Raw genomic sequence first — 19640 nt, forward strand, 5'->3', positions numbered from 1 at the left:
GCGACGAAAATTGTCTTTCACCCACTGAAGCCGGCAAGCCTGCCGTGTTTAGGCCCCAACGAAAAATGCCAGTCAGCAAAGCTGACCGGCATTTTTATTCATCGATGAGGTTTAGCGGGTTTCCCAGCCCGTCACTTCGGCCAGCGCCTTGCCTATGTCGGCCAGGGAACGCACGGTTTTCACTCCGGCATCCTGCAGCGCGGCGAACTTCTCATCCGCAGTGCCCTTACCCCCAGAGATGATCGCACCCGCATGGCCCATGCGCTTGCCAGGCGGCGCGGTCACACCTGCGATGTAAGAGACCACCGGCTTGGTGACATTAGCCTTGATATATGCCGCGGCCTCTTCCTCGGCAGAGCCACCGATTTCGCCGATCATGACAATCGCTTCGGTCTGCGGGTCCTCTTGGAACATCGCGAGGATATCGATGAAGCTTGAGCCCGGAATCGGGTCACCGCCGATGCCCACACAGGTTGACTGGCCGAAGCCGGCGTCGGTGGTCTGCTTGACCGCTTCATAAGTGAGGGTCCCTGAGCGCGAGACGATGCCCACTTTCCCTGGCAAATGAATATGCCCTGGCTGGATACCGATCTTGCACTCGCCGGGAGTAATTACGCCCGGGCAGTTCGGGCCGATGAGTCGCACACCTAGCTCGTCACACTTGATCTTCACTTCCAGCATATCGAGCGTCGGAATGCCTTCAGTGATACAGACGATCAACTTGATGCCGCTCATCGCCGCCTCGATGATCGAGTCCTTGCAGAACGGCGCCGGCACGTAGATCACTGAAGCATCTGCGCCGGTGGCCTCCACCGCTTCGCGTACGGTGTTGAACACCGGTAGGCCCAAATGCGTGGTGCCGCCCTTGCCCGGGGTAACACCACCGACCATCTGTGTGCCGTACTCAATGGCCTGCTCGGAGTGGAACGTGCCTTGTGAGCCAGTAAAGCCTTGGCAGATGACTTTGGTGTCCTTGTTGATAAGGATGCTCATTACTTGCCCTCCGCAGCTTTGACAACCTGCACAGCTGCATCGGTGAGGCTGATCGCACCGATGATATTCAGTCCGCTTTCGCTCAGCATCTTGGCTCCAAGATCGGCATTGTTGCCTTCAAGGCGCACCACCACCGGCACCTTCACGCCCACTTCCTTCACCGCGCCAATGATGCCTTCGGCGATCATGTCGCAACGCACGATGCCGCCGAAGATATTCACCAACACCGCTGCAACGTTTTGATCGGAAAGGATGATCTTGAAGGCTTCGGCCACCCGCTCCTCGGTGGCGCCACCACCGACATCGAGAAAGTTGGCCGGCCTGCCGCCATGCAGATTGACGATGTCCATGGTGCCCATGGCCAGACCTGCACCGTTGACCATGCAGCCGATATTGCCGTCGAGCGCCACATAGTTGAGTTCCCAACGCGCCGCATGAGCTTCGCGCTGATCGTCCTGGGACGGGTCGGCCATATCACGCAGCTTTGGCTGGCGGTAGATGGCATTGCTGTCTATGTTGACCTTGGCATCCAGGCAATGCAGATTGCCGTCCTTCTTGATCACCAGCGGATTGACTTCCAGCAGCGCCAGATCGTAGTCGACAAACAGCTTGGCCAGGCCGACGAAGATATGAACGAACTGCTTGACCTGATCGCCCTTGAGCCCCAGCTGGAAAGCCAGCTCGCGGCCCTGGAAGGGTTGCGCGCCCAGCAGCGGATCGACGGTAGCCTTGAGGATCTTTTCCGGAGTGTCATGGGCGACCTTCTCGATATCCACGCCACCTTCGGTGGATGCCATAAAGACGATCCGCCGCGTTGAGCGATCAACCACTGCCCCCAGATAGAGCTCTTTCTCGATCTCGGTACAGGATTCGACCAGAATCTTGCTGACCGGCTGGCCATTAGCGTCGGTCTGGTAGGTCACCAGACGTTCTCCAAGCCATTGCTGTGCGAACGCTCGGGCCTCGTCCTTGCTGCGCACCAGCTTTACGCCGCCAGCCTTGCCACGACCACCGGCGTGCACCTGGGCTTTGACCACCCATTCAGTGCCACCGATTTTGTCGCATGCCTCGGCTGCCTCGCGAGGATTGTCTACCGCATAGCCTGCCGAAACCGGCAAACCGTACTCGGCAAAAAGCTGCTTACCTTGATACTCGTGAAGATTCATGCTGACTACCGTTCAGGTTGAGATGAACCAGGCACGGGCTGTTCGCCGCGCCACCCCAAGTCGCTGAAAACTATCCTGGATACCTTTCAACGACCTGCAAAAAAGCCCGCGGTGTTCATTGAACACGGCGGGCTTGGTCAGCTCACAAGGCCATTAGCGCTTCTTGCGGTTGGCGATGTGGATAGCATGACCGTTTACCGCCAACGCCGCCTCATGCAGCGCTTCGGACATGGTTGGGTGTGAGAACACCATCATGCCCAGGTCCTCGGCACTGGTGCCGAATTCCATACCGATGGCGCCCTGCTGAACCAGCTCGGCGGCCGCCGGGCCCATCACGTGCACACCCAGGACACGGTCGGTCTTGGCGTCAGCGATGACCTTGACCAGACCGGCAGTGTCGTTGGCTGCCATGGCGCGGCCACTTGCGGCGAACGGGAAGGTACCAACGTTGATTTCAACGCCTTCAGCCTTCAGCGCCTGCTCGGTTTTGCCGACCCAAGCGATTTCCGGATGGGTATAGATGACCGACGGAATCAGGTCGTAGTTCATTTGCGACTTGTGACCGGCGATGCGCTCGGCAACCATCACGCCTTCTTCCGAAGCCTTGTGGGCGAGCATCGCGCCACGCACTACGTCACCAATGGCATAAACGCCCGGAACGCTGGTCGCACACTGATCATTGACGAAGATGAAGCCGCGCTCATCCATGTCCACACCGGAATCGGAAGCCAGCAGATCAGTGGTCACCGGACGACGGCCGACCGCAACGATCAGCTTGTCGAAAGTCAGCTGCTGCTCGCCTTCCGCAGTAGTGAAGCTGACGGTGACTTCCTCGCCCTTGATTTCGGAGGCGGTCAGACGAGCGCCCAGCAGGATCTTCAGGCCCTGCTTGGAAAGCACCTTGAAGGCTTCCTTGGAAATCTGCTCATCGGCAGCCGGCAGGAACTTGTCCATTGCCTCAATAACGGTAACTTCGGCACCCAGGCGCGACCATACCGAGCCGAGTTCGAGGCCAATGACACCTGCACCGATCACGCCCAGACGCGCCGGAACGGTCTGGAAGTCCAATGCACCAGTGGAATCGACGATGACCTTCTGATCGACCGGAGCCGGCGGAATGTCGACTGGCTTGGAGCCGGAAGCGAGAATGACGTTCTCGGCCGCCAGGGTCTCAGTGCTGCCGTCGAGCTTGGTGACTTCGACCTGCTTGCCGGCCAGCAGCTTGCCGTGGCCTTCGAAAACGGTCACGCCGTTGGCCTTGAGCAGTGCTGACACACCACCGGTGAGGTTCTTAACGATCTGGTCCTTGCGCGCCACCATGGTCGGCACGTCCATCTTGACGTCGCCAGTGCTGATGCCGTGAACGTTGAAGCTCTCTTGGGCTTCATGAAATTTGTAGGAGCTATCCAGCAGCGCCTTGGACGGAATGCAACCCACGTTCAGGCAGGTGCCACCCAGAGCAGTCTTGCCATCCTTGCCCTGGTATTTTTCGATGCAGGCAGTCTTCAAGCCCAGCTGCGCTGCGCGGATGGCAGCCACATAGCCGCCAGGACCGGCACCGATGACGACGACGTCAAATTTCTGACTCATTGCATATCCTCTCTTGCTTCAAGCGAAAAGCGGCAAGCCACAAGCGAAGCTAGCGCAAGGCAGCTCCCGCTTGCAGCTTGCCGCTGCTTTTTTAGATGTCCAGCAGCAGGCGGGCCGGATCTTCGAGCAGGTTCTTGATGGTAACCAGGAAGCTGACCGCTTCCTTGCCGTCGATCAAGCGATGATCGTAGGACAGAGCCAAGTACATCATCGGGCGAATGACAACTTCACCATTGATCGCCATCGGACGCTGCATGATGTTGTGCATGCCCAGAATAGCGGCCTGCGGCGGGTTGACGATCGGAGTCGACATCATCGAACCGAAAGTACCCCCGTTGGTGATGGTGAAGGTGCCGCCAGTCATCTCTTCGATGGACAGCTTGCCGTCACGGGCCTTCTTGCCGAAGGTCGCGATACCATTTTCAACTTCCGCCAGGCTCATCAGCTCAGCATTGCGCAGGACCGGAACTACCAGGCCGCGATCGCTGGAAACGGCAACGCCGATATCCTGATACGCGTGGTAAACGATGTCGGTGCCGTCGATGGAAGCGTTGACTGCCGGGAAGCGCTTCAGTGCCTCAACGGAAGCCTTGACGAAGAACGACATGAAGCCCAGGCGTACGCCGTTATGGGTCTTCTCGAACAGTTCCTTGTACTTCGAGCGAAGGGCCATGATTTCAGTCATGTCGACTTCGTTGAAGGTGGTCAGCATAGCCATGTTCGACTGCGCTTCGACCAGACGCTCGGCAACCTTGGCACGCAGGCGAGTCATCGGCACACGCTTCTCTGTGCGATCACCAGCCGCGGTAACGACAGGCGCAGCGGCAGCCGCGGCAGGCTTGGCAGCCGGAGCGGATTTCTTGGCTTCAATGGCGGCAACCACGTCTTCCTTGGTGACGCGACCGTCCTTGCCAGTGCCTTTGACACTGTTGGGGTCGATACCATTTTCTTCAGCCAGCTTGCGCGCAGCCGGAGCCAGAATCGCATCGTCGGCAGCAGCGGCTGGAGCAGCTTCCGGCGCTGCGGATGGGGCAGCTGCAGGTGCTGCGGTTGCGGTGGCAGTTGCGCCGGCCTCGAGCTTACCGAGCAGCTCGCCGCTGAGTACGGTATCGCCTTCGTTTTTGAGGATTTCGGTCAGCACGCCATCAGCTTCGGCGAGAACTTCCATTACGACCTTGTCGGTCTCGATGTCGACGATCAGCTCGTCGCGCTTGACTGCTTCACCCGGCTGCTTGTGCCAGGTGGCAACGGTGCCGTCCGCGACCGACTCGGGAAATTGGGGGGCTTTGATCTCGATAGCCATTAGCTGGGTCCTATTAATTCGGTTTCTACGGCGAGGCCGCGAACGATCGCGGCCCCTTCCTCGAGTGTTTAAACGGTAAAGGCGTCCTGAAGCAGCTTTTCCTGCTGCTCAGCATGCATGGAGGCATAGCCGACAGCCGGTGCAGCAGAAGCTTCACGCCCAGCGTACTGCAGGAACAGCTCCTTCTTGTGCGCGACGGCGACACGACGCATGTGATGCTGGCTGCAATACCACGCGCCCTGGTTCATCGGTTCTTCCTGACACCAGATGATGGATTTGAGGTTCTGGTAAGGGGCAAGCACCTCAGCCAGGTCGTCCTCAGGGAACGGATACAGCTGCTCGATACGCACGATGGCAATGTCTTCGCGGCCTTCGTTGCGACGCTTTTCCAGCAGGTCGTAGTAGACCTTACCGCTACACATGATCAGGCGTTCGACCTTGGCTGGATCAATCTGATCGATTTCGCCAAGCACAGTCTGGAACGAGCCTTCGGTCAGGTCCTCCAGAGTCGAGGTGGCCAGCTTATGGCGCAGCAGCGACTTCGGCGTGAGTGCAACCAGAGGCTTGCGCAGCGGCCGGATCGCCTGGCGGCGCAGCATGTGATAGACCTGCGCTGGCGTGGTCGGTACGCATACCTGGATGTTCTGCTCAGCACAGAGCTGCAGGTAGCGCTCCAGGCGCGCCGAAGAGTGTTCCGGGCCCTGCCCTTCATAACCATGTGGCAGCAGCATGGTCAGACCGCAGAGTCGGCCCCACTTGTGCTCGCCACTGGTGATGAACTGGTCGATCACAACCTGAGCACCGTTGGCGAAGTCACCGAACTGAGCTTCCCAGATCACCAGTGCGTTAGGCATGGTGGTGGCATAGCCATATTCGAACGCCAGTACCGCCTCTTCCGAGAGGAAGGAGTCATACAGATCGAAGCGTGGCTGACCCTCGTACAGGTGCTGCAACGGAATGTGTGTGCTGCCGTCCTTCTGGTTGTGCAACGCGGCATGGCGATGCGAGAAGGTTCCACGTCCCACGTCCTGGCCGCTGATGCGCACCGGATGACCTTCGAACAGCAGGGTCGCGTAGGCCAGTGTCTCGGCATAGCCCCAGTTGATCGCCAGTGCGCCGGCACCCATCTTCGCGCGGTCTTCGAGAATCTTCGAGACCTGGCGCTGGACCACAAAGCCTTCGGGTACCACGAGCATCTTGCTCGACAGTTCCTGCAGGGTTTTCAGATCAAAGCGGGTGTCGTGACGCGCCGTCCATGCATGGCCCAGATAAGGACGCCAATCAACAAACAGCTCTTTGTTGGGTTCCTTGACCAGGCTCTTGACCACGTGCAGACCGTTGTCCAGCGCGGTGCGGTACTCATCGACCTTCGCCTGTACGCTGGCTTCGTCGAGGATCTTGGACTGCATCAGCGAATCGGCATACAGCTCGCGTGTGGTGCGCTGCTTGGCGATCTTCTGGTACATCAGCGGCTGGGTGCCGCTTGGCTCGTCGGCCTCGTTGTGGCCACGACGACGGTAGCAGACCAGGTCGATGACGACGTCGCGCTTGAACTGCATGCGGTAATCGACAGCCAGCTGGGTGACGAACAGCACGGCTTCCGGATCATCGGCGTTTACGTGGAAGATCGGCGCCTGAATCATCTTCGCCACATCGGTGGCGTACTCTGTCGAGCGCGCGTCTTCCTGCTTGTTGGTAGTGAAGCCAACCTGGTTGTTGACCACGATGCGGATGGTGCCACCGGTACGGTAGGCACGGGTCTGCGACATCTGGAAGGTTTCCATGACCACGCCCTGACCGGCAACAGCCGCGTCACCATGGATGGTCACAGGCAGCACTTTGTCGCCGACCGGGTCGCAACGACGGTCCTGGCGTGCACGCACCGAACCCTCTACCACCGGAGAAACAATTTCCAGGTGGGACGGGTTGAAAGCCATGGCCAGGTGAATTTCGCCACCGGGCGTCATCACGTTGGAGGAGAAGCCCTGGTGGTATTTCACATCACCGGAACTCAGCCCTTCGACCTTCTTGCCTTCGAACTCGTCGAACAGATCACGCGGGTTCTTGCCGAAGGTGTTCACCAGCACGTTGAGGCGACCACGGTGGGCCATGCCGATGACAATTTCCTTGACGCCATAGGAGCCGGAGCGCTGAACGATTTCGTCCAGCAGCGGAATCAGACTCTCACCGCCCTCCAGACCGAAACGCTTGGTGCCTGGATACTTGGTGCCCAGGTACTTTTCCAGACCCTCGGCAGCGGTCAGACGCTCAAGCAGATGGCTTCTGATTTCGGGGGTGAAGCCCGGACGCCCACGGACGCTTTCCAAGCGCTGGATAAACCAGTTGCGCTGCTCGGAATCGACGATATGGGTGAACTCGGCACCGATGGTGCGACAGTAAGTCTCTTGCAACGCCTGGTGAATCTCACGCAAGGTTGCTTCGTCCCGGCCAATGGCAAGATCACCGGTACGGAAAACCGTATCCAGATCTGCATCGGTCAGGTTGTAGTGATTGATTGACAGATCGGCAGGAGCCTTGCGCTGCTGCAGCCCAAGCGGATCGAGCTGTGCAGCCTGATGACCACGCATCCGGAATGCCTGAATCAGACGCAGCACTTCGACCTGCTTCTTCTCGTGCTCACTGCTCACACTGCCTGCGGACACAGGCTGCGCACGACGCTGATTCTTGGCCAGTAGCACGAAATGATCGCGAATCGTAGCGTGCGAGACATCGGCTGTAGCGCTGCCGCTTACGGGCAACTTCTGGAAGTAGGTGCGCCACTCTTCGGGCACAGCGTTGGGATCGTGCAGGTAGAGCTCATAGAGTTCTTCCACATAGGCAGCGTTACCACCGGATAGGTGGGCACTGTCCCACATGCGCTGCATTACGCTTTCTTGCATGTCTGGTCACCTTCGATAAGGAGACACCACCAGCGTGGAGACCGCAGCATGACTTTCCCAGTTCTGAAGCAGCGACCCAGGTAAAGCCACTACGGACCGCGCAGATAGTTTCCGGGGTACCACCCCAGATGCTCCGGCTGGTCATCAAATATTCAGAGTGAAACTCCGGCTTTGTGGGCTGGAATTCCTACTAAAACTACGGCGCCGAGTTGAACTCAGCGCCGTAGGTGTCGCGGTAAAACACAGCGAGGCAGCGGCTACGCGAATAGCCCCAAGCCCCTGACGCTCATCAGGTTGCGCTCTGCAACAGCATGTTGCGCACGTGCCCAATTGCCTTGGTGGGGTTCAGACCCTTAGGGCAGACACTGACGCAGTTCATGATGCCCCGGCAACGGAACACGCTGAACGGATCATCCAGAGCAGCCAGACGCTCTTCAGTTTCGGTATCGCGGCTATCGGCCAGGAAACGATAGGCCTGCAGCAACGCCGCGGGACCGAGGAACTTGTCCGGGTTCCACCAGAAGGACGGGCAGCTGGTCGAGCAGCAAGCGCACAGAATGCACTCGTACAGACCATCCAGCTTCTCGCGATCTTCCGGGCTCTGAAGACGTTCGATAGCCGGTGCCGGGGTATCGTTCATCAAATAAGGGCGAACCTTCTCGTACTGCTTGTAGAAGATGCTCATATCGACGGCCAGGTCACGAATGACTGGCAGACCCGGCAGCGGACGAACTACCAGCTTGCCACCCGAAACCACTGCTGACAGCGGCGTGATGCAGGCCAGGCCGTTCTTGCCGTTCATGTTCATGCCATCCGAACCGCAGACACCTTCACGGCAGGAACGACGATAGGAGAAACCCTGATCCTGTTCCTTGATGAGGGCCAGCACGTCCAGAACCATCAGATCCTTACCATCGGTATTGACCTGAAAATCCTGCATGTACGGCTTTTCATCTTTGTCCGGGTTGTAGCGATAGACGCTCACTTGCAACATATCGGCGACCTCAATAAGTCCGAACCATAGGTTCGAAAGTCGGAACTGTTTTCGGAGAGAAGTTGACGGCACGCTTGGCTACGCGCTTTTCACCCGGGAAGTACAGGGTGTGGCACAGCCAGTTCTCATCGTCACGCTCTTCGAAATCTTCACGGGCATGCGCGCCGCGCGACTCTTTGCGGGCCTCGGCAGCGATGGCGGTAGCTTCAGCGACTTCCAGCAGGTTCTGCAGTTCCAAAGCTTCGATACGGGCAGTATTGAACGCCTGGCTCTTGTCGGAAATCTTCACGTTGGCGATACGCTCGCGCAACTCGGAGAGCTGAGCGATGCCCTTCTGCATGTACTCGCCAGTACGGAACACGCCGAAGTAGTTCTGCATGCAGCTTTGCAGTTCCTTACGCAGCGGCGCGACGTCTTCACCGGTGGTGCGCTCGTTCAGGTTTGCAAGACGGCTCAGTGCCACATCCAGATCGGTTTCGCTGGCACCACGGTGCTCAACACCGTCCTTCAGCGCCTTCTCAAGATGCAGGCCTGCGGCGCGACCGAACACTACCAGGTCGAGCAACGAGTTACCGCCCAGACGGTTGGCACCATGAACCGATACACAAGCAACCTCGCCCACAGCGAACAGACCTTCAACGATCTTATCGTTGCCATTGGCATCCTGACTGATCGCCTGGCCATGAATATTGGTTGCAACACCACCCATCATGTAGTGGCAGGTCGGAACAACAGGAACCGGAGCAGTAACCGGATCGACGTGTGCAAACGTCTTGGACAGCTCACAAATGCCGGGCAGACGGCTGTGCAGGACTTCTTCGCCCAGGTGATCGAGCTTGAGCATGACGTGGTCGCCATTCGGACCACAGCCGTTGCCGGCGAGAATTTCCTTGACCATGGAGCGTGCGACCACATCGCGACCGGCAAGGTCCTTGGCATTCGGAGCGTAACGCTCCATGAAGCGCTCGCCATGCTTGTTGATGAGGTAACCACCCTCACCGCGGCAGCCTTCGGTAACCAGCACACCAGCACCGGCGATACCGGTCGGGTGGAACTGCCACATCTCGATATCCTGCACCGGTACGCCAGCACGCAGGGCCATGCCAACACCATCGCCCGTATTGATCAGAGCATTGGTAGTCGACGCATAGATACGACCGGCACCACCGGTCGCCAGAACAACGGCCTTGGAGCGGATGTAGACGGTCTCGCCGTTCTCGATGCAGATCGCAATCACACCAACGATGGCGCCATCCTGGTTCTTCACCAGATCGACGGCATACCATTCGTTGAGGAAGGAGGTGCCGGCCTTCAGGTTGGCCTGGTACAGAGTGTGCAGCAGGGCGTGACCAGTACGGTCCGCAGCGGCGCAGGTACGAGCAGCCTGACCACCCTTTCCGTAGTCCTTGGACTGACCACCGAACGGACGCTGATAAATGCGGCCCTGCTCAGTACGCGAGAATGGCAGGCCCATGTGCTCAAGTTCGAACACAGCCTCGGGACCAACGGAGCACATGTATTCGATAGCGTCCTGGTCGCCGATATAGTCGGAACCTTTGACGGTATCGTACATATGCCAGCGCCAGTCATCGTTCGGGTCAGCCGATGCGATGGCACAGGTGATGCCACCCTGAGCGGAAACCGTATGAGAGCGAGTCGGGAACACCTTGGTCACTACGGCAGTCTTATGACCACCCTGAGCCAGTTGCAGCGCTGCGCGCATGCCCGCGCCACCACCACCGATAATGATGGCGTCATAAGAAAGAGTACGAATGCTAGCCATGAATCAGATACCCCAAAGAATCTGCACACCCCAGACGAAGAGTGTGAACATGGCGATGCCACACACTGCCTGGAACAGGAAACGTACGCTGGTAGCCCACTTGCCGATGGCCATGTTGGTCAGGTAGTCAGTGGAAATGGTCCACATACCAACCCACGCATGGACAGCCAGAGAAACCAGTGCCAGCAGACTGAAGATGCGCATCCAGGTCGCAGAGAACAGCGCATGCCACTGCTCGAACTCCAGATCCGGATTGACAATCAGGTATCCGATCAGAAAGAGGAAATAAACTGCCAGGACAACTGCCGAAACGCGCTGAGCCATCCAGTCATAGAGACCCGAACGCGAAAAGTTCGTGACGTTGGTTACCATATCCACACTCCCGCCAGAACGATCAGCACCGCCGAAACGGCCAGAACGATTTTCGAGCCCAGCTTACCGCCTTCCAGCGTCTCGCCATGCCCCGCATCCATAATCAGGTGACGTGTACCGGCCACCAAGTGATACAGCAGCGCTGACAACAACCCCCAGACCACCAGCTTGGCCAGCGGACTGCCGAAGCACGCCTTCACCTCTTCAAAACCTTCCGCAGAAGAAAGTGACGTATCCAGCGCAAACAGCAAAATGGCCACACCAAAGAACAGAATGACACCGGAGATACGATGAAGGATCGACGAGTAGGCAGTGATTGGGAGTTTTATTGTCCTAAGATCTAGGTTTACAGGTCGTTGGCTTTTCACGGCTTTTTTCACACTTGAGGCCCCAAGACGCAGGGCAAAGTTGTTGGGAAGAGCGCTCAGTGGCACCCGCCACCCACGAGTGACAACCCGCAGAAACTGCCCGTTAGGCCCCTGCCGGTCGGTTTCCGATTATAAACAGTTAGGGCGCTAATGACAATGTGGTGAAGTGCCACTAAAGGTGGATGGCGACCCATATATAAATGCCGTAAACAGGTTTCTTGTATTGCGAATTCACCCCGGTAACGCCCTCTACGAAAGGCTTCCGCGCAAATTGACTTTGTGATTTATCTCACTATAGTGATGCGGGCCCTGCGTGGGGGGCCATGATGATTCCAAGCATAAAACAGGAGGCCATACATGGCTGACACCAAAGCGCAGTTGATCATCGAGGGTTCTGATGCCGTCGAACTGCCCGTTCTAACCGGTACCATGGGACCTGATGTAGTCGACGTACGAGGCCTGACCTCCACAGGTCGTTTTACCTTCGACCCCGGTTTCATGTCGACAGCCTCTTGCGAGTCAAAGATCACCTACATCGACGGTGACAAGGGCATCCTGCTGCACCGCGGCTACCCCATCGAACAGCTGGCCGAGAAATCCGATTACCTGGAAACTTGCTACCTTCTGCTCAATGGCGAACTGCCTACTACCGAGCAGAAAGCCAAGTTCGTTGACACCATCAAGAACCACACCATTGTCCACGAGCAGTTGAAGTCTTTCCTCCACGGCTTCCGTCGTGACGCTCACCCGATGGCCGTGATGTGCGGCATCGTTGGCGCCCTGTCCGCCTTCTACCACGACTCGCTTGATATCAACGACCCCAAGCATCGCGAGATCTCCGCACACCGCCTGATCGCCAAGATGCCGACCATAGCCGCAATGGTCTACAAGTACTCCATGGGTCAGCCGCTGATGTATCCGCGCAATGACCTGAACTATGCGGAAAACTTCCTGCACATGATGTTCAACACTCCGGCCGAGATCAAACCGATCAGCCCGGTGCTGGCCAAGGCTATGGATCGCATCTTTATCCTCCATGCCGATCACGAGCAGAACGCCTCGACCTCCACCGTTCGCCTGGCTGGCTCCACCGGCGCCAACCCCTTCGCCTGTATCGCTGCCGGTATCGCCGCGCTCTGGGGCCCGGCGCATGGCGGTGCAAACGAAGCCGTACTCACCATGCTGGATGAGATCGGCGACGTTTCCAACATCGAGAAATTCCTTGCCAAGGCCAAGGACAAGAACGATCCATTCAAACTGATGGGCTTCGGCCACCGCGTCTACAAGAACTTCGATCCGCGTGCCAAGGTCATGAAGCAGACCTGCGACGAGGTACTTGGCGAGCTGGGCATCAACGACCCGCAGCTTGAGCTGGCCATGAAGCTTGAAGAAATTGCGCTGAAGGACCCCTACTTCGCCGAGCGCAACCTGTATCCGAACGTAGACTTCTACTCGGGCATCATCCTCAAGGCCATTGGCATTCCGACCAGCATGTTCACCGTAATCTTCGCCCTGGCGCGGACAGTCGGCTGGATCTCGCACTGGAAAGAAATGATCGCCAGCGGCCAGAAGATCGGTCGCCCGCGTCAGCTCTACACCGGTCATGCCAAGCGTGATCTGCCGTACTGATGCTGACCAGCCTCTGAAAGCGCTTTAAGGCTTTCAGATCAGCCTAAAAGCCCTGGCCTTCGGCCGGGGCTTTTGCATTCCTGCCCATGCTGAAACAACGCACATAGCCGCCACGCCCTGTGAATGCCGACGACATATTGAAACTAGCGGAAAAAGCTGCAGCCTGCTGCACTTGAACGACGCCCTGCGCGCCCCCCATAACGGGCCCACGGCTGGAGGGCACTCAGACGAAAGCCGCTGGCCTGCGCCCTCAATTGCCCCAGCGATTTCGGATCTGCGATTAAGACAGCTTTTACACTCCAACGCTCGAGCGATGCCACCGGCAGAGCCTTCAGCGACACCTAGCAGCGACATACCGTTGGTGAGCAACGCTGCAGCCGCGATAACAATAAACCTATGTTAATGACGCATGGTCGCTGGGTCGCTGGGTCGCTGGGTCGCTGGGTCGCGAGTCGAATGTTCAAGCTGAGGTCGTGAGCGCGTTACGGCGGTTATTACTTGGACCGCCAGCGCGCTGTATCCGGTAGTGGGAGGCAGTCTTCAGCGGGCATCCTGGGAAAACGGCGCGTGCGCCAGTCTCAGCGGCCTGAAGGATGCGCTCCTGCCGGCTGCTGGAGACGAAGTTCCAGTAGATATGGCGCGACCCCTCAAGCGGCTCGCCACCGAGCAGTACCAGCCGAGCGCCTTTGAGCGCGCGGATAATGATGTCGCCGCCCGGGCGCAGGAGCACCAGTTGATCGGCACCGAAACGGCCCATCTGCCCACCACCTCGACTTCGCCAGCGACCACATAAACCGCACGTTCGATATGCTCCCCAAAAGGCGATAAGAGGCCCCAGCTTCCAATTGCAGGTCGGCGTAGAAGAGATCTGAGAACGTCCGGGTCGATGCGACCTGCCCCTCAAGGATCCGGCCAGCAAGCGCAAGGTAAGACCGTCACCGTCAGTGGATGGGAGAGTGGGTGCCGCTAGGTGCTGGAAGCCCGGCTCCGTTTCTTCGTGCGCATCCGGTAATGCCACCCATGCCTGCCCCATGAGCGAGCCGGCACTTGCCCCCTCGGGCTTGCCGGAGCGCTCGGAATGGACGATGCCGCGGCCGGCAACCATCAGGTTAATCTCCCCGGCCTGAAGCTGCTGGGTATGCCCTGCGCTGTCTCGATACAGCATTTCGCCTTGGAGCAGGTAGCTGATGGTCGCCAGGCCAATGTGTGGGTGCGCGCGGGTACCCAGGTGCCCGCCTACGCCGAAAACCACCGGTCCGAAGCTGCCTAGAAACACGAAGGGGCCGCCCATGCGCCGCTGCTTCGAAGGCAGCGCCCGACATACATCGAAACCGCCTAGGTCGCGAACGTTAGGCAGAACGACCTGCTCGATCAACGAGTGTTGGGTCTGAATGGTCATGGCGATCTCGCTGAGCAGCTGATTCAAGTTGTGCTCACACTCTAACGACGCGCGCTTTTCAGTAATAGCTAGGTAATATGCGTCAAAACGTTCAAGGAATTAGAAATGATCGCCGTTGGGGTGTTCCTCTGTATGTGCCACCACCCTGGTGAGCTGCAGTGAGAAAATCATGCACCGACCCCACTTAACTAAATAGCCGTCTAATTTAGAACAAAGCGCTCGATTTATTCGAACATAATCTACAAGTACGTGCTAAGAGTGCTCGGGCAGGGAGGCAACCGGAATTGCGAAGACAGACCGTCGCTAAGCGATGGCAAGCGCCGTACAAGAAGCCGATCAGGCTAAGGCAGAGAATAGACCGACGCCTTCGCTGCAGGCATCCGCGGCACGATAGAGCTGCATCACCCTTCGCGTCACGAAGACTCTTGCTGGCGTTGCTGAATGCCTGAAAGCAGATGGTGTCAACGGCAGAGGCTATCGCTGGGGCGATGCCTGCTCTCGCTCCCTGTGTAAGCTCAAGCCCAACAAAGGGAAAAGCCAATCACCACCAGCAAGCTCTGTTCAGAGTAGTCAAACAGAGTAGTAACTCGAGAAAGCAAAAGCCCCGTAACTCAACGAGTTACGGGGCTTTTTAATAGTGGCGGAGAGATAGGGATTTGAACCCTAGGAACAGTTGCCTGTTCAACGGATTTCGAATCCGTCCCGTTCGGCCACTCCGGCATCTCTCCAGCGGCGCGCATGATATCAGTTCATGCGCTATTGTCGAACCCCGCTACAGGCTTTTTTGTCCGTTTTTCAACTTATTACGACTACAAAGCTCTCGTAGCTTCCACATCAAACCGTAAGTCGCGTCAGAGCTTCGCGATACTTGTCGGCGGTTTTCTGCGCAACGTCTGCGGGAATTGCGGGAGCAGGTGGCTCCTTGTTCCAGCCAGTGGACTCGAGCCAGTCACGCACGAACTGCTTATCGAAACTAGGAGGATTACTGCCTTCACAGTAACTGTCTGCCGGCCAGAAACGGCTGGAGTCGGGAGTCAGCACTTCATCCATAAGGGTAAGAGTGCCGTTTTCATCGAGGCCGAACTCGAATTTGGTGTCGGCGATAATGATGCCGCGAGTTGCTGCGTACTCCACAGCAGCACTGTAGAGCGCCACGGAGACGTCACGCACCTGAGCAGCCAACTCCTTGCCGATGATGGCCTCGCATTGCTCGAAGGAGATGTTCTCGTCGTGGTCACCTACTGCAGCCTTGGTCGAGGGAGTAAAGATCGGCTCCGGCAACTTTGCAGCCTCTTTAAGGCCTGCGGGTAATTGAATGCCACAGACGGTGCCGCTCCTTTGGTATTCCTTCCAGCCGGAACCTGCGATATAGCCACGCACGATCGCCTCCACAGCAACCGGCTTGAGGCGCTTGGCAACCACCGCACGCCCTTCTACCAGCGGCAGTTCGGCGGGACTTACGACGTCCTCGACCCTATCACCGGTGAAGTGGTTGGGCACCAGATGCCGAAGCTTGTCGAACCAGAAATTGGAGATGGCAGTAAGAATCTTCCCCTTCTCCGGAATCGGCTCGGCGAGAATCACATCGAACGCTGAAAGCCGGTCGGTGGCAACCATGAGCATGCGTCTGTCATCAATTTCGTAAAGGTCGCGAACCTTGCCGGAGTAGATTTTTTTCAGACTGAGAGCACTTGGAGTAGTCATGTTGATTCTCTGAATTCCGATACGCTGCGTCAGCGGCAAGCCATATCAAATAAGGTCTGTGGTTAAACGAAACAGGCGAAACCGATGGTTTCGCCTGTTTCGGATCGCCGGACTGCCGAGACAATCAGCCCAGGCTGTCCTTGAGCATGTTCAGCACGCGCCGCGCAACGTCCGCGGGAGCCACCGTGTCGAGGTCTTTGTCCAGAGTGACCTGTACGTTGCCACTCACCTCCATCACGCGAACCTGGTAGCGCTCGGCCCGGGCTTCGATTTCCTTACGACTCGGCGCACCGCCGAACAGCCGAGAGAAGAATCCTGGCTTGTCATCCGGGTTCGCTGCGCCTTCGGCCAGGTTGATGTAGTACACACCCAAGCTACGATCCAAATCTTCGACAAGGATGTCGCTGGCGGCAAGTGCGCGACCAACACTGGACCAGGCGCGGTTGAAGTCAGTATCGAGCTGCAATACCGGGCTGCCACTGCCTGCTTCGCTGAGGGTTACCCGGCTCGGCGCGTCGAACGCACGCTCAGCCAACAGGGAAGTCGAACTGCCCTGCTCCGCACTGCTGGTCAAGCCAACCTGCAGTTCATCGAGCAATACTCGGTCAAGCTCGGCATTGACGGTCTTTTCAGGCCAGCCTATATCCTCGCTACTTCCGGCGGGACGCTGAACGCTGAGCAGAAAGATTTCGCTGGTATCACGCTGGACGCCTGGCTCAATGCGTACACGCACTCGGGTTTCGTCTTGCCCCAGCCCCAGGTTGCGCACCAGGGCTGGAGAAAGCTGGTCACGCGTTTGCCAAGCCGTGGTGAACTCGCCAGTCTGCGGACGCTCTTCAGCAATCTGGAATCCATTGTTGACGAAGTACTGGCGCGCCGCAGTCCAGACTTGCGTCGGCGCACGGAGCGCAACCAGCCAGCGAGCCTCTTCCGAGGTCTGCAGGCTGAATTCACTGGCCTCCTCAACTACCACCAACCGCTGCGGCCGCGGCACTTCATATTCGCCGGTCGAGCGCATATCGGGGATGTGCTGGGGAATAGGCAGCAACGGCTCGATCGAACGCAGCTCGCTGCCAGCCGGGGCCTGCATGGGAGCGACCTGATGCGCTTGCAGATAGTCGCTGCCACGGTCGCGAAAGTATCCATCTTCGCCCCACAACCAGCCACAGCCGCTAGTTCCAGAGATGATCAGGGCAAGGGTCGAGAGTCCGGCCAGTCGCTTCATGCGTGTTCCTTACATTATTAAAACCGGTACACCGGATTGGTTCAGGCCAGCACACCAGTCTGCCGCATGGCCTGACGCAGTGGGTCATGGCAACGCTGGCTGAGCCAGGTCAGAGGCAGGCGAATGCCCTCGGGAATCAAACCCATTTCGTGTAGCGCCCACTTGACCGGTATCGGGTTGGCTTCGATGAACAGCGCTTGGTGCAAGGGCATCAGGCTGGCGTTGATTGCGCGTGCCTTTTCCGCGTCACCGGCGAGCGCGGCGCGGCACAGATCACTCATCGCACGGGGCGCGACGTTGGCGGTGACGGAAATATTGCCCTTGCCTCCCATCAGAATCAGTTCCACTGCCGTAGCGTCGTCGCCGGAGTAGACGAGGAAGTCCTTGCCAACACGGTCGAGCACTTCCTGCCCACGCTTGAGGTCACCGGTGGCTTCCTTGATGCCGATAATGTTCGGCACCTTGGACAGCCGCTCCACAGTCTCCGGCAGCATGTCGCAGGCAGTACGGCCCGGCACGTTATAGAGGATCTGGGGAATGGCTACCGCTTCGGCAATATGGCGGAAGTGTAGGTAGAGGCCTTCCTGGGTCGGCTTGTTGTAGTACGGAGTAACCAGCAGACAGGCATCAGCACCCACGGCCTTGGCCTGCTCGGTCAGCTCAAGGGCCTCACGGGTAGAGTTGGCGCCCGTGCCGGCGATTACCGGGATACGACCATTTACCTGATCGACAACGCGCCGAATCACTTCAATGTTTTCGCTGTAATCGAGGGTCGCCGATTCACCCGAAGTGCCGACCGCAACGATTGCATCGGTGCCTTCCTGCAAATGGAAGTCCACCAGCTTGCTAAGGCTGTCCCAATCAAGACCACCCTGCGCATCCATGGGCGTGACCAGTGCCACCATACTGCCCGCAATCATGCAACCGCTCCTGCCGAAAAAGAGAGGCGTAATGGTACAAGGCTCCTTTACGCTTTGCGAGTACACCGGAGGCATCTGGAGCAACGAAAATAGCACCCGGATCGGCGCCATCCGACCTGCAGCGTCGATGCGGATTTCCCTCTTGCAGCGCTTTTCGCTACCCTAACCTGTTTTCGGCTTGGCTGGCCGCCCGATTCACTACCGCCAGGAATGCTGCATGTCCACCCCTCCAGTACCCCGCGAACAGTTTCTTGTCATCAGCGCTTTGGGCCGCAATCCAATGGAGCTCACCAATGTGCTTTGCAGGGCCAGCAACGAGAACCGTTGCGCTGTAGTCAACACCCGACTTACCCGGCACGGCGAATACTGTGCGCTGGCACTGGAAATCAGCGGGACCTGGGACGCGCTGGCTCGCATGGAAACCGTATTGCCGGGCCTGGCAAAAAAACATGATTTCACTGCCCAGATGGTCCGTAGCGAAGCTCTGGACGCCCGCCCGCAGGCACTGCCATACGTGGCCTATGTCAGTTCCGACTATCGCCCGGATATTCTCAATGAGCTTTGCCAGTTCTTCATCGATCATCGCGTCGAGCTGGAAAGCCTGACTTGCGACACCTACCAGGCGCCACAAACCGGCGGCACCATGCTTAACGCCACTCTGACCGTCACCCTGCCGGCCGGCACGCAGATCAGCTGGCTGCGCGACCAGTTCCTCGACTTCGCCGACGCTTTGAATTTGGATGCCCTGATCGAACCCTGGCGCCCGCAGAATCCATAAAGGAGCCCATTATGTCCGTCGAGATTGATCGCCCACTCCCCGCCTTCCAGGCCCAGGCGACCAGCGACCAGCTGATTACCCCCGAAACCCTGAAGGGTAAGCAGGTGGTGTTCTATTTTTATCCCAAAGACAATACGCCGGGCTGCACTACCCAGGGCCAGGGATTCCGTGATCTGTACGAAGCTTTCGAAGCGGCCAACACGCGGGTGTTCGGCATTTCACGCGACAGTCTGAAAACCCACGAGAACTTCAAGGCCAAGCACAACTTCCCCTTTGAGCTCATTTCCGACAAGGATGAGCAGCTGTGCAGGCTGTTCGACGTCATCAAGCTAAAGAAGCTGTATGGCAAGGAATACATGGGCATCGACCGCAGCACCTTCCTCATAGACAGCGCCGGGGTTCTTCGCCAGCAATGGCGGGGCGTTAAGGTTCCGGGCCACGTCGAGGCCGTACTACAGGCCGCCCAAGCTTTGAACCAAGAGTAACAAGCGGGCCGGAGCTTCCGGCCCTGTGCTC

At 58.2% G+C, this 19640-nt stretch carries 16 protein-coding genes and 1 tRNA gene; 3 read left to right on the plus strand and 14 right to left on the minus strand.

All coding sequences use genetic code 11. The features are described 5' to 3' along the window. Positions 1-111: 111 nt before the first annotated feature. From sucD to sdhC, 9 genes are all read right to left on the minus strand, one after another. Positions 112-993 (minus strand): succinate--CoA ligase subunit alpha, encoded by an 882-nt coding sequence (gene sucD, locus BN1079_RS04695; protein WP_037022696.1) that lies wholly within the window; start codon positions 991-993, stop codon positions 112-114. Beyond that, a complete protein-coding gene (gene sucC, locus BN1079_RS04700; RefSeq protein ID WP_037022699.1) occupies positions 993-2159 on the minus strand; it encodes an ADP-forming succinate--CoA ligase subunit beta in 1167 nt (388 codons plus the stop codon). The genes sucD and sucC overlap by 1 nt, the downstream gene beginning before the upstream one ends. Positions 2160-2312: 153 nt before the next feature. Then, positions 2313-3749, minus strand: coding sequence for a dihydrolipoyl dehydrogenase (lpdA, locus tag BN1079_RS04705; RefSeq protein WP_037022700.1), 1437 nt, complete (start codon positions 3747-3749; stop codon positions 2313-2315). A 91-nt stretch (positions 3750-3840) separates the two neighbouring features. Further along, positions 3841-5052, minus strand: coding sequence for a 2-oxoglutarate dehydrogenase complex dihydrolipoyllysine-residue succinyltransferase (gene odhB, locus BN1079_RS04710; RefSeq protein ID WP_037022701.1), 1212 nt, complete (start codon positions 5050-5052; stop codon positions 3841-3843). 68 nt (positions 5053-5120) lie between these two features. Next, on the minus strand, positions 5121-7952 hold the full coding sequence (locus BN1079_RS04715; RefSeq protein WP_037022703.1) for a 2-oxoglutarate dehydrogenase E1 component: 2832 nt from the start codon (positions 7950-7952) through the stop codon (positions 5121-5123). Between the two features lie 289 nt (positions 7953-8241). Further along, positions 8242-8946: a succinate dehydrogenase iron-sulfur subunit gene (locus BN1079_RS04720; RefSeq protein ID WP_037022706.1), complete on the minus strand. Its 705-nt coding sequence runs from the start codon at positions 8944-8946 to the stop codon at positions 8242-8244. Positions 8947-8956: 10 nt separating this feature from the next. Continuing rightward, entirely contained in the window at positions 8957-10729 is a 1773-nt protein-coding gene (gene sdhA, locus BN1079_RS04725; protein WP_037022708.1) for a succinate dehydrogenase flavoprotein subunit, read from the minus strand. Between the two features lie 3 nt (positions 10730-10732). Continuing rightward, positions 10733-11101 (minus strand): succinate dehydrogenase, hydrophobic membrane anchor protein, encoded by a 369-nt coding sequence (gene sdhD / locus BN1079_RS04730; protein ID WP_037022709.1) that lies wholly within the window; start codon positions 11099-11101, stop codon positions 10733-10735. Continuing rightward, on the minus strand, positions 11095-11481 hold the full coding sequence (gene sdhC / locus BN1079_RS04735; protein WP_171819284.1) for a succinate dehydrogenase, cytochrome b556 subunit: 387 nt from the start codon (positions 11479-11481) through the stop codon (positions 11095-11097). The genes sdhD and sdhC overlap by 7 nt, the downstream gene beginning before the upstream one ends. Positions 11482-11826: 345 nt before the next feature. Between sdhC and gltA the strand changes: the two genes are divergently transcribed. After that, positions 11827-13098, plus strand: a complete 1272-nt coding sequence (gltA, locus tag BN1079_RS04740) for a citrate synthase (protein ID WP_037022712.1) — start codon at positions 11827-11829, stop codon at positions 13096-13098. 460 nt (positions 13099-13558) lie between these two features. Here the strand turns inward: gltA and BN1079_RS04745 are convergent, their stop codons facing one another. The 5 genes from BN1079_RS04745 to dapA form a co-directional block, all read right to left on the minus strand. After that, on the minus strand, positions 13559-14497 hold the full coding sequence (locus BN1079_RS04745) for a pirin family protein (RefSeq protein ID WP_197538852.1): 939 nt from the start codon (positions 14495-14497) through the stop codon (positions 13559-13561). Between the two features lie 638 nt (positions 14498-15135). Next, a tRNA-Ser gene (locus tag BN1079_RS04750) sits at positions 15136-15225 on the minus strand. Positions 15226-15331: 106 nt separating this feature from the next. Further along, a complete protein-coding gene (locus BN1079_RS04755; protein ID WP_037022713.1) occupies positions 15332-16201 on the minus strand; it encodes a phosphoribosylaminoimidazolesuccinocarboxamide synthase in 870 nt (289 codons plus the stop codon). Positions 16202-16325: 124 nt separating this feature from the next. Beyond that, a complete protein-coding gene (gene bamC, locus BN1079_RS04760) occupies positions 16326-17426 on the minus strand; it encodes an outer membrane protein assembly factor BamC (protein WP_037022714.1) in 1101 nt (366 codons plus the stop codon). Between the two features lie 41 nt (positions 17427-17467). Continuing rightward, positions 17468-18346: a 4-hydroxy-tetrahydrodipicolinate synthase gene (dapA, locus tag BN1079_RS04765; RefSeq protein ID WP_037022716.1), complete on the minus strand. Its 879-nt coding sequence runs from the start codon at positions 18344-18346 to the stop codon at positions 17468-17470. Positions 18347-18563: 217 nt separating this feature from the next. On the opposite strand from dapA, the gene BN1079_RS04770 reads away from it, so the two are divergent. Further along, on the plus strand, positions 18564-19124 hold the full coding sequence (locus tag BN1079_RS04770) for a glycine cleavage system transcriptional repressor (protein ID WP_037022718.1): 561 nt from the start codon (positions 18564-18566) through the stop codon (positions 19122-19124). 11 nt (positions 19125-19135) lie between these two features. After that, positions 19136-19609: a peroxiredoxin gene (locus tag BN1079_RS04775; RefSeq protein WP_037022719.1), complete on the plus strand. Its 474-nt coding sequence runs from the start codon at positions 19136-19138 to the stop codon at positions 19607-19609. Positions 19610-19640: the final 31 nt, after the last annotated feature.

Source organism: Pseudomonas saudiphocaensis (assembly GCF_000756775.1).
Lineage (GTDB): Bacteria > Pseudomonadota > Gammaproteobacteria > Pseudomonadales > Pseudomonadaceae > Stutzerimonas > Stutzerimonas saudiphocaensis.

Excerpts from the sequence above, each read along its gene's own strand:
- BN1079_RS04720 (WP_037022706.1), bottom strand. The coding sequence starts at position 8,946 with ATGTTGCAAGTGAGCGTCTATCGCTACAACCCGGACAAAGATGAAAAG.
- BN1079_RS04775 (WP_037022719.1), top strand. The coding sequence starts at position 19,136 with ATGTCCGTCGAGATTGATCGCCCACTCCCCGCCTTCCAGGCCCAGGCG.
- dapA (WP_037022716.1), bottom strand. The coding sequence starts at position 18,346 with ATGATTGCGGGCAGTATGGTGGCACTGGTCACGCCCATGGATGCGCAG.
- sdhA (WP_037022708.1), bottom strand. The coding sequence starts at position 10,729 with ATGGCTAGCATTCGTACTCTTTCTTATGACGCCATCATTATCGGTGGT.
- BN1079_RS04745 (WP_197538852.1), bottom strand. The coding sequence starts at position 14,497 with ATGACCATTCAGACCCAACACTCGTTGATCGAGCAGGTCGTTCTGCCT.
- sdhD (WP_037022709.1), bottom strand. The coding sequence starts at position 11,101 with ATGGTAACCAACGTCACGAACTTTTCGCGTTCGGGTCTCTATGACTGG.
- BN1079_RS04770 (WP_037022718.1), top strand. The coding sequence starts at position 18,564 with ATGTCCACCCCTCCAGTACCCCGCGAACAGTTTCTTGTCATCAGCGCT.
- sucC (WP_037022699.1), bottom strand. The coding sequence starts at position 2,159 with ATGAATCTTCACGAGTATCAAGGTAAGCAGCTTTTTGCCGAGTACGGT.
- odhB (WP_037022701.1), bottom strand. The coding sequence starts at position 5,052 with ATGGCTATCGAGATCAAAGCCCCCCAATTTCCCGAGTCGGTCGCGGAC.
- lpdA (WP_037022700.1), bottom strand. The coding sequence starts at position 3,749 with ATGAGTCAGAAATTTGACGTCGTCGTCATCGGTGCCGGTCCTGGCGGC.
- gltA (WP_037022712.1), top strand. The coding sequence starts at position 11,827 with ATGGCTGACACCAAAGCGCAGTTGATCATCGAGGGTTCTGATGCCGTC.
- bamC (WP_037022714.1), bottom strand. The coding sequence starts at position 17,426 with ATGAAGCGACTGGCCGGACTCTCGACCCTTGCCCTGATCATCTCTGGA.
- sucD (WP_037022696.1), bottom strand. The coding sequence starts at position 993 with ATGAGCATCCTTATCAACAAGGACACCAAAGTCATCTGCCAAGGCTTT.
- BN1079_RS04755 (WP_037022713.1), bottom strand. The coding sequence starts at position 16,201 with ATGACTACTCCAAGTGCTCTCAGTCTGAAAAAAATCTACTCCGGCAAG.
- BN1079_RS04715 (WP_037022703.1), bottom strand. The coding sequence starts at position 7,952 with ATGCAAGAAAGCGTAATGCAGCGCATGTGGGACAGTGCCCACCTATCC.